The sequence below is a fragment of the Slackia isoflavoniconvertens genome (assembly GCF_003725955.1).
Lineage (GTDB): Bacteria > Actinomycetota > Coriobacteriia > Coriobacteriales > Eggerthellaceae > Slackia > Slackia isoflavoniconvertens.
On sequence record NZ_QIBZ01000020.1, the window covers coordinates 1 to 12,218 of the forward strand.

The 12,218-nt window shown below is 58.5% G+C and carries 9 protein-coding genes; 7 read left to right on the forward strand and 2 right to left on the reverse strand.

The annotated features are described in order from the left end of the window. Nucleotides 1–513 precede the first annotated feature (513 nt). From DMP05_RS08890 to DMP05_RS08910, 4 genes are all read left to right on the forward strand, one after another. Entirely contained in the window at nt 514–1,092 is a 579-nt protein-coding gene (locus tag DMP05_RS08890) for a GNAT family N-acetyltransferase (RefSeq protein ID WP_123220114.1), read from the forward strand. A 569-nt stretch (nt 1,093–1,661) separates the two neighbouring features. Then, a complete protein-coding gene (locus DMP05_RS08895; protein ID WP_123220137.1) occupies nt 1,662–2,435 on the forward strand; it encodes an ADP-ribosylglycohydrolase family protein in 774 nt (257 codons plus the stop codon). Nucleotides 2,436–2,859: 424 nt separating this feature from the next. Then, complete coding sequence (locus tag DMP05_RS08905) at nt 2,860–5,850, forward strand: insulinase family protein (RefSeq protein ID WP_123220116.1); 2,991 nt, start codon at nt 2,860–2,862, stop codon at nt 5,848–5,850. A gap of 858 nt (nt 5,851–6,708) precedes the next feature. Next, nucleotides 6,709–7,509 carry a YebC/PmpR family DNA-binding transcriptional regulator gene (locus tag DMP05_RS08910; protein WP_114615911.1) on the forward strand — a complete coding sequence of 267 codons (801 nt, stop codon included), beginning with the start codon at nt 6,709–6,711 and terminating at the stop codon, nt 7,507–7,509. Between the two features lie 145 nt (nt 7,510–7,654). Here DMP05_RS08910 and DMP05_RS08915 read toward each other — a convergent pair whose 3' ends face one another. Then, complete coding sequence (locus tag DMP05_RS08915) at nt 7,655–8,536, reverse strand: MBL fold metallo-hydrolase (protein WP_123220117.1); 882 nt, start codon at nt 8,534–8,536, stop codon at nt 7,655–7,657. Nucleotides 8,537–8,810: 274 nt separating this feature from the next. Between DMP05_RS08915 and DMP05_RS08920 the strand changes: the two genes are divergently transcribed. Then, nucleotides 8,811–9,611, forward strand: coding sequence for a hypothetical protein (locus DMP05_RS08920; protein ID WP_123220118.1), 801 nt, complete (start codon nt 8,811–8,813; stop codon nt 9,609–9,611). A gap of 27 nt (nt 9,612–9,638) precedes the next feature. Beyond that, nucleotides 9,639–10,496 carry a hypothetical protein gene (locus DMP05_RS08925; protein ID WP_123220119.1) on the forward strand — a complete coding sequence of 286 codons (858 nt, stop codon included), beginning with the start codon at nt 9,639–9,641 and terminating at the stop codon, nt 10,494–10,496. A 96-nt stretch (nt 10,497–10,592) separates the two neighbouring features. Here DMP05_RS08925 and DMP05_RS08930 read toward each other — a convergent pair whose 3' ends face one another. Further along, on the reverse strand, nt 10,593–10,808 hold the full coding sequence (locus DMP05_RS08930; RefSeq protein ID WP_114615916.1) for a helix-turn-helix domain-containing protein: 216 nt from the start codon (nt 10,806–10,808) through the stop codon (nt 10,593–10,595). 120 nt (nt 10,809–10,928) lie between these two features. Here DMP05_RS08930 and DMP05_RS08935 point away from each other — a divergent pair, with 120 nt between their 5' ends. Next, a complete protein-coding gene (locus DMP05_RS08935; protein ID WP_123220120.1) occupies nt 10,929–12,134 on the forward strand; it encodes a hypothetical protein in 1,206 nt (401 codons plus the stop codon). The last annotated feature ends 84 nt before the right edge of the window (nt 12,135–12,218 follow it).

The window sequence follows — 12,218 nt, forward strand, 5'->3', positions numbered from 1 at the left end:
CCCGCCGCCTGCTTCGCCATGCCCGGAAAGCGTTCGATATTCGGTTCTCAAGCTGCAACGTTCGGACAATTGACTGTTCTCGAAAACCTACGGTTTAGCCCTTGACTTCATATAGCTGGTCTCCTTTGGGGTGGAGGTGCGCGCGGGCGCCACTCCCGGTATTTCGACGAAATGCATCCTAGCATCGGGCTGCGGACTGCTTGAACGAGCGCTGCGAACTGCAACCATTCGGTTGACATGCGTAAAGATATCGCCAGTTTTTGATGAACGGAGCGAGCTCGCTTGACCTGCGCCGCGAATCGGGCCGTTTCGCTCTATGCGTATATAAGGAAAAAACGCGAGTTGGTGCTCGCACCGCTGTACGGCAGCGAGCTTCTTTAGTGCGGCGTTCCTTTCCGCACGCAATGCGTTGTTTTCCCAGATGCGGGCTTTTGCCCCTTGTTAACGGGGTTGTAACGCAGTACAGTTTCAAAAATGCATAAATATGCTGAAACTTGCATAGAAAGCCGCAAAATGAACGAACCTGTGCATACATTCCGCCTTGCTACGCCCGACGATGCCGAGGCTTTGCTAAAAATCTACGAGCCTTATATTGCCACCACGGTCACCAACGAGACCCAGGTGCCCGCGCTTGGCGAATTCCGCCAGCGCATCGTCGAGCGCGATGGGGCGTATCCTTACATCGTGTGCGAGGAAGATGGGCGTCCGGTGGGGTATGCCTATGGCAGCCGTCTGTTCAGCCGCGCGGCGTATGCGTGGTCGGCGGAACTTTCGGTGTATTTTTCGACCGACCATCGCGGGCGCGGGCTCGGCCGTGCGATTTACGGCAAGCTGTTCGACCTGCTCGCGCTGCAGGGTGTGCGCACGGTTGTGGGCAAAGTCGTGTGCCCGAACGAGAAAAGCGACCATCTGCACGAAAAAATGGGTTTTGAGCTGGTAGGCACGCTGCGCGCGGCAAGCTGGAAGCTGGGAGTGTGGCACGACGTGCACCTGTGGGAGAAGCATATCGGCGACGTTGAGGCCGAGCCCGCGCCGTTGCTGCGCCTGTCTGAGGTCGATTCTGAAAAGGTGTGCGCGATCCTCGAGGCGTAAGGGGCGGGGTTCATATATGTATAGAGGCATAGACGTATGTACGTATAGAAGCATCGAATTGTAGATGTATATACGTATTGAATTATAGGATCATTGAATTATATATATATATTGAAGCATTGGCGTGCCGATGTCTCGAGACAGTGCGCCCAGCGATTCGTGACGCAGTGTTTGGTCCGAGCGTCTCTGCACCCCCCTTCGATTTCCTCGTGTCAAAAAAACGCGATGATTAGGTCGCTTTGCAAGGGCTTGGATCCAAAAGCCTAACCATGAGGTAGGGTTTGAAGTATGTGCTTGGTTGATGATTATGGCTCTGACATGGCCTTTTGCGCTCAGGCGAGGAGGTCGCAAAATAATGACGCGCGCGTTGCCTCTTTTGAGGCGTCGAGCATGCCTAATCGTGGCGTTTTTTGACGTGCGGCTTTTTAAATGACGCAATGCGGCCTAATCGTCGCGATTTCTGCCACAATTCGAAGTATGCGACAATTCCAAATGCGGGGCTGGCAAGACTAGTGCGTTTTGCGACGGAAAGGCCTGCTACGACGGCCGAATGCAAGGAGGCATGCATTATGAAGCTGAATCGAACGCTGCGCGATTGCGTGTATGGCATGGCAGTGGGCGACGCTTTGGGCGTGCCTTTCGAGTTCAAGCCGCGCGGAAGTTTTGAGTGCACTGACATGGTGGGCGGCGGCAGCCACAACCAGCTCGCGGGTACATGGAGTGACGACACGAGCATGGCGCTTGCGCTGTGCGACAGCTATCGCGAGTTGGGGCGCGTCGATTGCGATGACATTCTGCGACGGTTCCGCGCATGGATCAACGATGGGGCGTACACGGCGGACGGCGTGGCCTTCGACTACGGCAACGCCACGCGCAAGGCGCTGGCGACGGGCCGCGGCGGCGCGGGCGAGTGGGACAAGGGCAACGGGTCGCTCATGCGCTGCTTGCCCATGGTCTTCATGGATTGCACGAGTGCCGAGGTGCGCGCAGTGAGCGCCATCACGCACGCGACCGATGCCTGCATGGATGCGTGCGAGAAAATGATTCGTTACGCCGCGCGTTTGATGTGCGAGGGCTCGCCCGCGGGCGGGTCGGCTGGTGGTCCCGGCGGGAGCAGCGGCTATGTGTGGGACACCTATAACGCTGCGATTTGGTGCTTGGAACATACGGAAAGCTATAAGGAATGCGTGCTCGCTGCGGTGAATTTGGGCGACGATACCGACACCACCGCATGCGTCGCGGGCGGCTTAGCGGGCATTCTGTACGGCCGCGAGGCGATTCCGTCTGAGTGGCTTGCGACCCTGCGCGGCAAAGATGTGATTGAGGCGTGCTTGTTCGAATAGCGGCGCGGCGGCGGGTTGGGATTCCGATGGAGCGCCGCATGATTTGCGGGCTGGCCTCTTGTCGGGCGGCGCTTTCGTATGGCGTGCGGCTCCCTTGTGCATTCAATGGCGCTTTCGCGATTCGCAAGCTTTCCGTGCGCCGCTTCTTTCCGCATTGCTCTGTGCCGCTTTCTTGCCGATTCGTTTTCGATTTCCTTTCAAAACGCTGGGTAACTTTCCCGCGTGTTGCCTTGTGCTAAACTCGCGATCGTTGCTATAACGCGCGTGCGCGCGAGACGGCCGCCTGAGCTGGCTTTTCCGCCAAGTGGCCTTCACTCGCGAACCTGTTAAACGCTACGAGCATTTAACAGGTTTCGGCTGGTCTTGCGGGCGCACGCCGCGATGCGTTGCGCATGTGCGCAGCGCTTGCTTGAAAGGATGCTTCATGGCCGAACAGTCCCAGGGCGCCCGTGCCCTGTTTTTTGATGAATCGCTGGTGGAAGAGGTCGCTGCGGTAAACGGCTTCGCGGTGGAGTCGGTCGAGCCGTTGTGCGAAATCGACGGCGACGCCATCGTGATGCGCCACGGAAAAAGCGGCGCCCGCCTGCTGTTTCTGCATAATGCCGACGAGAACAAGGCGTTTTCCATCTCGTTCAAAACCCCGCCGGTCGACGACACGGGCGTGTTCCATATTCTGGAGCATTCCGTGCTGTGCGGTTCCGACAAATTCCCGGTGAAAGAGCCGTTCGTCAATCTGCTGAAAACCTCGATGCAGACGTTTCTCAACGCGCTCACGTTCCCCGATAAAACCATGTACCCCGTGGCCAGCACCAACGACCAAGACCTCGAGAACCTGGCCGACGTGTACATGGACGCCGTGCTGCACCCGGCGATCTACCGCAAGCGCGCGGTGTTTGAGCAGGAGGGCTGGCACTACGAGCTCGACGACGCGAACGCCGAGGCGGGCACGCCCGAGCGCCTGCGCTACAACGGCGTGGTGTTCAACGAGATGAAGGGCGCGCTGTCCGACCCCGAAAGCGTGCTGTACCGCGGCATGAACACCGAGTTGTTCCCCGGCACGTGCTACGCCTTCGAATCGGGCGGGCATCCGCGCGCTATTCCGCAGCTCACCTACGAGGGCTATCTCGACACCCATGCGCGCCACTATCGCCTGGACAATTCCTATATCGTGCTCTACGGCGACATCGACGCTGAGCGCATGCTGCGATTCCTCGACCGCCGCTACCTTTCGGCCGCCGATTGCGCGCCGCGCACGCCCGCTGAGCCCAACCCGATGGGCGAGTGCAAGCCTAACGTGTCGCTCGACGCGGTGGTCCCCATGGCGACCGCTCCCGAGAACGCGTGCGTGGGCTTGGGCTATGCGATCGGCGACGCGCGCGATTTCGAGCGCGTGCTTGCGGCCGACGTGCTCATGGACGCCCTGATGGGCGGCAACGAATCGCCTATCAAGCGCGCGGTGCTCGATGCGGGCATCGGCGGCGATGCCACGGCGTTTCTCATGGATTCGCAGGCCATGCCCGTGGCGTTGTTCGAGCTGAAGGGCGCAAAGCCGGGCGCGAAGCAGCGCTTTATGGAAATCGTCGAGGGCGAAGCGGCCCGTCTGGTGGCCGACGGAATTCCGCGCGACCTGCTGGAGGCGTCGCTCGCCCAGCTATCGTTTGAACTGCGCGAACGCGACCGCGGCATGGCCGATGGCGTAGTGCTCGCGATGAACGCGCTTTCCGGCTGGCTCTACGACGATGCGCTCGCGACCACGTACCTGCGCTACGAAGACGCGCTCGCCCATATGCGTGAGGGGCTTGACGGCCGCTATTTCGAAGACGTGCTGGAGTCGCTTATCGTGAAGTCGAACCACAAGGCGTTGCTCGAAGTGAAGCCCGTCGAGGCCGAGGACGACAGCGAGGAAGAGCGCGAGCTCGCCGAGAAGCTCGCGGGCCTCGATGAGGCGGCCAAACAAGCCATTCGCGATGACGTGGCCGAGCTGCGCGCCATGCAGGAAGCGCCCGATTCGCCCGAGGCTCTGGCTACGCTGCCGCGCTTGGGCACTTCCGATATTGGCGCGGCGAAGCCCGACCCAGCCGCCGTACTCGATGCGGCGTGCCCGCTGCCGTGCTTGCGTCATGAGTTGCCCAGCCGCCACATCAACTACCTGTACCTGTATTTCGACGCTAACAACGTGTCGTTTGACGACGTGCCCTATATCACGGTGTTGTGCATGATGCTCAATAAGCTCGACACGGCGAAGCGCACCGCCGCTGAGCTGGATGTATTCATGCGCCAGCACTTAGGCTCGATGCGATTCTTCCCCGATACGTACGTTTCGGCGAGCGACCCCGACAAGGTGTCGCTGCGCGTGACGCTTTCGGCGAGCGCTCTTGCGGAAGAGGCGGCGCAGCTTTCGGCCATCCCTCGCGAGGTGTGGGAGACCACGAAATTCGATGCGAAGCAGAAGATTCTCGACGTGCTCGTGCAACGCCGCATCGGCATGGAACAGACGTTTGCGAACGAGGGCCACACGAGCGCGACGAATCGCCTTTCGGCGTCGTATTTCCGCGCTGGCGTGTTGCGCCAAAAGCTTGCGGGCGTCGATTTCTACCTGTTCCTGAAAGACCTCATCGACAACTACGATGAGCGCTTCGATGCGCTGGCGGCGAAGCTCGAAGAGGTGCGCGCGACCGTGTTTGGCGGGCCGGCGCTCGCGAGCTTTACGGGTTCGGCCGAGGAATGCGACGCCTTCTGGGCCGCAGCGGGTGATATGGGCCTCGCGCGTGACGAACGCGCTGCGACGGGCGAAGTGTTCGGTGGTGATTGCGGCTGTGAGCTGGCGATTCCCGAGCCTGCGCCGCGCAATGAGGCGTTCATCGTTCCGTGCGACGTGAGCTATTCGGCGAAGGGCGCGCCCACGCTTGACATGGTTGAGCACTCGGGGCTGTGGTCGGTTATTTCTAACGCGCTTTCCTTTGACTACTTGTGGAATGAGGTACGTGTGAAGGGCGGCGCCTATGGCGTCGGCTTCCGTCGCGGGGAAGAAGGCTTCGCACGCTTCTATTCGTATCGCGACCCGGGCGTCGATGGTACGCTCGCGCGTTTCGATGCGGCCGCCGATTGGCTGGCCGCGTTCGAGCCCGATGAGGCCGAGATGGAGGGCTACATCGTGGCTACGGTCGCCGCGCACGACGCGCCGGCCAAGCCGCGCGCCATTGCCCGCCGTGAAGACGGAGCCTTCCTGTGCGGCCGCGCGGCCGATTGGCGTGAAAAGCTGCGCGACGAAAAGCTTGCAGCGACGCCCGCGGCCATTCGCGCTTGCGCGCCGGTGCTGCGCAAGGTTGCCGATCGGGGCAATGTGTGCGTGTTCGGCAACGAGGACATCATCCGCGCCGCAAAGCAGCCGCTGGAAGTGACGAAGCTGTTCTAGGCCGATTCGGGTTGAAACCTGCTAAATGCTCGTAGCGTTTAACAGATTTTTCTTTGTGGAAAGCGGCGGTTGCACGGTTTTGCTTGCAGGATGGCAGGAAACGCCGCTAGGGGGCCTCGCTGCATGGCTTCAGCGTGGCGTTCGGGGCCCCATTGGCGGCTTTCCTGTCGCTTTTGGCGCTTCGCCGCTCCTTTTCGAGCTTTTTCTGCGACTTCGAGATGCTTCGAGAGGCCCCATAGTCGCGTTTTCCGCCAGCCAGGGAAGAAAACGCTGCAGTGAGGCCCCCTAGTGGCGTTTTCTGCCGCGGAATTGCTGCTCGCTCGGGTCGATTTGGCGTGATTGCTTTCGGCTGGGTCTTTGGCGCATCCGAAAGCGTTTGGACCCCGAGCCGATTGGCGTTTGCGTTGGTCTCGCGTTTGGGACCGCCTTTCGCTTGGGGACAGCCTCCTGACCCTCTTTGTCTTACGCTTGAGGGCAATTTCCTGATTCGTTTTGTCTTTTGTTTGGTTTGCCTCTCGTTTTGAGTTCGGCTGCGTCTTCCTCTCGCAAACCTGCTGAATGCTCGTAGCGTTTAGCAGGTTTTTCTTTATGAGGAGGCGGCGGTTCTCGATTTTGCTCGGAGGGTGGAGAAGCTGCCAACAGGCGCGAACCACCACTCCGGGGCCGCGGGTCGTTGCCTTGGTGAGTGCGAAATGCCACCTTTGCGTGCGTGGGCCATCGTGCTCTGAGACGTTTTTATGCAGGTTCGTCGCAAATACCTGCGGTTTTCTTGTGCGCGTGCATGGAGTGCGCTAAACTATCGCGTCGGTATTTTCCCCGAGGCGCGTCGCGCCTCTTGATAGCAAGAAAGAGGCGATCATGTCAGGTCACTCTAAGTGGGCAACCACGAAGCACCGCAAAGCTGCCCAGGACGCCAAGCGTTCAGCCCTGTTCAGCAAGCTTTCCCGTAACATTACCGTGGCGGCGAAAGAGGGTGGCGACCCCAACCCCGACAATAACGCCTCTTTGGCGGCTGCTATTGAAAAGGCCAAGGGCTACTCGCTGCCTAAGGACAAAATCAAGACGGCTATCGATAAGGCGTTCGGCACCGGCAAAGATGCCGCCAACTACGAAACGCTCACCTACGAAGGCTACGGCCCGGCTGGCGTCGCTATTTACTGCGAGGCCCTGACCGACAACCGCAACCGCACCGCTGCCGATGTTGGAGCTGCGTTCCGTCATGCCAACGGCTCGCTGGGCACCCCCGGCTGCGTCGGCTTCCAGTTCGAGCGCAAGGGCCAGATCATGGTCGAGAAGATCATTCCTTCCACCGAGAAGAAGGTCGCCGATAAGCAGAACGCTGTTGACGAGGACGAGTTCATGCTCGCTGTCGCCGAAGCTGGCGGATCCGATTACGAAGACGCCGGTGACGAGTGGATCGTCTACACCGCTCCGAACGACCTCATGGCCGTGAAGAATGCTCTCGAGGCTCAGGATATCGAAGTGAAGGGCGCCGAGCTCACGATGATCCCGACCACTCCGACTGAGGTTGACCCGAAGGACGCCGCGAAGGTTATGCGCCTGGTCGACAAGCTCGAGGAGCTCGAAGACCTCCAGAACGTGTACCACTCCATGGATATGACTGACGAAGTCATCGCTGCCCTGGAGCAGGAGGACTAGGCTTTAAGGCCCACTCTAGCTCGCCGAAAGGCGTCGCGCGATATGCAATTGCAAGGCCCGCTCGCAAGAGCGGGCCTTTTTGTGTTTTCGGGAGCTGTTGCGGTTGAAAATGAGCACCTTGCGCGGTCGACGCGTGGTGTCTGCGTTATTTCACGCTCGTGAGGCGTCCCTGGTAGCCGCAAAGAATGCGCGCGTTGCCATTGGCAATGGCGAGGCCTTCCTCAAGCGCCGCCCGCGGAAGGTCGTAGTCGTTATTGTTTTGCGAGATGTGCATGGCGACGACGGTTTCGGGCGTGCGCAGGCCGGCTGCGCGCGATTCGGTGATGAGGGTTGCGAGCTCATCGGTAGCCTGTGGGTTTGAGAGGTGGCCGAGCTCCGAGGCGATTCGCTTCTTAATAATGTAAGGGTAATCGCCGTTTTTCAGCATGCGCTCGTCATGATTGCTCTCGAGCGCCAAAATGCGCACGTCGCGTAAAGCCGCGTGCGCGGCGCTCGTCACGATGCCCGAATCGGTTATGTATCCCAGCGCGTCGCCGTCGGGCGACTCGACGCGAAAGCCGAATGAAGCGGCGGCATCGTGGCTGGTGGCGAAGGGGAGCACGCGTAAGCCGGCGGCGCACACGACGTGCTTATCGCAGACGGAAGCCTTATTGCGGCCCTCGCTCGCATTTTCGTCTTGGGAAAGCGTAAGTGCTGTGCCAAGCGTCGCCGTTTCGAAATCGCCTGCAATCTTCTGCAGCGTTGAGCTGTTGTCGACGCAAGCGCGATTCACGTATACCATTGGCGCGCAACCGAGTTTTGCCAGGCCACGCAGCACCACGCCCAGGCCTTTGGTGTGGTCCCCGTGCTCGTGGGTGATGAATACGGCTTCGAGTCGCGTGGGGTCGAAGCCCGCTTCGTCGCAGCGTTCGAGGAAATCGCGCTTGCAAATTCCGCAGTCAATAAGCACGCCCGCGCCCGTAGCGGCGTTTTCGACGATGGCGGCATTGCCTTTGCTGCCGCTTGCGAGCACATGTAGTTTCAGCATAAGAATCTTCCTGTTGCGGCGCGTGATCGCGCTCTTCTTTTCCAGCGCACAAGTATAGGCGAAATGCCTTGCTCCCGTGTGCAATTTGAAAGCGAAGCGTCGGTATGCCGCCCTCGCAAAATTTACATGCCCTCTTACGACAAGGCACCGATGACCTTGTCTTGGTCGTAAGAAAGGGTGCGACATGACGAGCGAAAAGAAAAACACCGTTGGACAAATGGGGTGTTGCTGTTCAAGCGTTGAACAGGTTAGCTGGAAGAAAGGAGGGCAGGGAATGCGCGATGAAGTGGCAGACGGCTGGAAGATTTCCCAGGTGGAAGTGCTGGTTGGGTTGCCGCGCCGCGACATTCAACGTGCGTGCTATGAAGGTGCGGGCGGGCTCGGCATCGTGAAGCCGCGCAATACCACATGGGGTTGGCGCGTGTATGAGGTTCCCGATGTGGCGAAGCTCTTCTTACTGGCGCAGGGGCGCAGGCAGGGCAAGACGCTTGATGAAGTTCGCGACGAACTCGCGTCTTGCGAAGGAGCGCGCGACGTGTTGCACAAGCTTGCGCGATGCGAGCAGGCCGCCCGCGAGGCATGTGATGCTCAAGCAGGTGCAAGCATGTCGGCTTGCGCGTTGCGATGTGCAATCGAGCAGGGGGACGTAACGGTATTTGCGGGGCTTATCGACGCGTCGTTCGCGGAAGATGCGCGTGCGTTCTGCGATGCGCATGCGGCGCTTGGGCTTGCTGCCGAGGGGCTTCTATCGAAGCTTTTCGCGGATCTCGCCCGTGTTCGCGCGTGCGGTCAAGCTCCGAGTTCGAATGATGCGAAGGAGATTTGCGCAGCTTCAGTTCATGCGGTTTCCGAGCGATGCGCGCTGCGCGCTGCCGATGCGGCCGAGCTGCTTGCTCGGGCGATGAATGCGTCGGGCATGGGGCTTACGTGCGAGTTGTGGCTTGGTCCTGCGACATGGACGTATGCGAATGCAGCGCTTGAGGCTTCGCAACTGGATGCGCAGCGCGCGGGCGCGACCGAAGAGGAATGTCACGTAAAGCCTTTGGGCGATGCGAAAGAGCAGTCGGCTGTTTAAGCGACTAATCAAGGGAAGGATTTGAAAATGATGAAACCAATGAGCATGACGGCATGCGCGGTGGCGTTTGCCGCGGCTGTGGCGCTCGCCGGATGCTCGGATGGCGCGGGGTCTGCGGCTGGCTCCGCCGGCGATGCGGGTGCGCCTTCGGCATCGCAGCAAGCCGCTGAGGCGGTGCAAATCAAACAATCGCCCGACAAATATACCTGGTACGTGAAAAACTACGTCGGCATGAACGCAGGCAACGCCGGCTACACTGGGCTCGATACCAATCGCTACGACCGTTACGGCGCTGGTGCGCTGCGGCTCGTGTTCGTTGCGGGCGATGGTACGTTTGTCGATCCCGAAAATGAAGATCAGCTGAAGGAATACGTGGTTATCGGGCAGAATCTCGAGCCGAACACTGAAGTCGTATACACCTTCCAAAAAGACGATGACGGCAAAGAATACGACAATCTGGTTTCGACGAAGTCGCATGAGGAAATCGTGCTTGCCGTGAAGCGCGTTGGTTCGTCGGGTGATACTGTTGACATGACCGCGATTCAGGCTTCGCCCGACAAATACACGCGCATGGTGCGTGACTACGTTGGACGCAATTTGGCGGAATGCGGCTATTTGGCGCTCGGCGGGTATTTGGCCGATTCCTATGGCGCGGGGTCGGTGAAGATCAATCCCATTGCCGATGATGGGTCGTATATCGACTTGTCCGATTCCGAAACGTATAAAGACGTGCTTTCCCAATACAAGGTGACATCTCAAAGCGTTGCGCCTAATACGGCGATGACTATGACGTTCATGCTCGATAGTGATGGCAACGAGTACGAAAACCTCGTTTCCACGAAGAGTCTTGATTCGATTGACCTGCAGGTGACGAAAATCGGTTAACAGGTGGTTGGGGCGAAAGGGCGCGAGTTGATATTTGAACATCGCGCCCTCGCCGCGATTTCTGGGTGCTAGGCGACGGAGAAATGGATGGCGACCCTAGAAATCGATGAGGTCGGCCACCTTTACGCCGAGGCTGTCGGCGATGCGGCATAAAAGGTCGAGCCCAATGCTTACGGAACCGTCTTCGATGTGCCATATGTGCGTTTGATTTGAGCCGGCCATCAAGGCAAGCTTGCGCTGGGAGAGGCCTTGCCTCTCCCGTTCACGCCTAATTGCGGCGCCGAGCAATCTTTTGCGTTCGCTTGAATCCATGCGGCCATGGTATGGGGTAAAATTGAATAGGCGATATGCTATAGCAAGTCAAAAAACGAATGGGCAGATGACGCGCACAGTGGCGGCTTCTGCCCATTTGCGTTGAAGGAGGCATGGGAAATGGGATTCAATCCGTTCGAGCAAATTGGCTCCGCTGCGGCCGATGCGGGAAAATTCCTGCAAGATAGGGGCAACGACATTGCAAAGGTGGCTTCGGAAGGTGCGAATGCTGTCGCAAAGGGGGCAGCTGAAGGTGTTGACGCCGTTGCGAAAGCTGCCAGCGAAGGTGCGGAAGCCGCCGCGAAGGCAGCCACTAGCGGAGCGAATCAGGTTGCGGAAGCCGCCGCCAAGGGAGCTGATGCTGCCGTGAAAATCGCTGGTGCTGGCGCTGGTCAATTTGGCAATGCTGTTGTAGATGCTGGTAACAAAATGGCCAATGTCCTGCAGGAAAACGTTGCTCCAGCGCTGCAGCAAGGTGTCAGCGATGCGGCTGAAGCGGCAAGCCATTTGGCGTCTTCGGCTAAGAAGTCGATTTTCAGCCCACTGCTCAAAGAAGAGATAGAAGCTGAATCTTTCGTTCTGCCAAAAATGATTAACGTTATTGACGCGAGCGAAAAGCGCACGGTCGATTTGGAATTTGGGGCAATAGGCTGGCAGAGTAAAGAAGGGAAAATCAAGGTTCTTCATGTATACGAAGATGCGTTAGATATTGTCCCTTGCGATTTTTATCCATCCGCATCATCGAAGTCGGGCCTGGTTTTCTATGTGGACCAGTTGAATCCGCATCGCTATATCGATCTTTCTAAATATTTCGATATTATCGCCGACGAAAAGAAGGCGGAGCTACTGGACATTGCCTATCGCTTGGGCGCAAAGCACTGCCATCTCGAGTGCCGTGAAGAAAAACGCAGCATCGTATCGGGAAAGGCCGCGGGAAAGCGAACGGCGAAATTCCAAATCGATGGTGTACCCGTCAAGGTGGCGAATCAGGGCGAAGCTGAGGCGGAGTTCGAAAAGTATGGCACTGCCGTAACTCTCTTTTCTCAGGAATACAGTGGTAGCAACGACCCTCAATACCCCGAACTTCATTGGTATGAACATGACCCGAAAATCTTACAGCTTATTGAAGCGCGCTGCGACCGTGCGAATGAGCTCAAACGCTACAGTGCCGAAATTAGCGATACACAATCAGTAACATTTGATTTGAATGTCGCAGTGGGAATCGATATGGCGATCAAGAAAATGGGTTTGGCGAGCAACTTCTCATTTGAGGGCCAGACGCGGCAAGAGAAACGTCGCAAATTGACGTTCGTCGTTGAGTTCTAGTGCTCGATGGGTTTTGTATACAGCTATCGAGGAGATGCTTGCCACCTGCCGAAGCCAAACCGAAATGCTCGTGTCGTAAAGCAT

Coding starts and splice junctions, on each gene's coding strand:
- DMP05_RS08890 (WP_123220114.1), top strand. CDS start 514: ATGAACGAACCTGTGCATACATTCCGCCTTGCTACGCCCGACGATGCC.
- DMP05_RS08895 (WP_123220137.1), top strand. CDS start 1,662: ATGAAGCTGAATCGAACGCTGCGCGATTGCGTGTATGGCATGGCAGTG.
- DMP05_RS08905 (WP_123220116.1), top strand. CDS start 2,860: ATGGCCGAACAGTCCCAGGGCGCCCGTGCCCTGTTTTTTGATGAATCG.
- DMP05_RS08910 (WP_114615911.1), top strand. CDS start 6,709: ATGTCAGGTCACTCTAAGTGGGCAACCACGAAGCACCGCAAAGCTGCC.
- DMP05_RS08915 (WP_123220117.1), bottom strand. CDS start 8,536: ATGCTGAAACTACATGTGCTCGCAAGCGGCAGCAAAGGCAATGCCGCC.
- DMP05_RS08920 (WP_123220118.1), top strand. CDS start 8,811: ATGCGCGATGAAGTGGCAGACGGCTGGAAGATTTCCCAGGTGGAAGTG.
- DMP05_RS08925 (WP_123220119.1), top strand. CDS start 9,639: ATGATGAAACCAATGAGCATGACGGCATGCGCGGTGGCGTTTGCCGCG.
- DMP05_RS08930 (WP_114615916.1), bottom strand. CDS start 10,808: ATGGATTCAAGCGAACGCAAAAGATTGCTCGGCGCCGCAATTAGGCGT.
- DMP05_RS08935 (WP_123220120.1), top strand. CDS start 10,929: ATGGGATTCAATCCGTTCGAGCAAATTGGCTCCGCTGCGGCCGATGCG.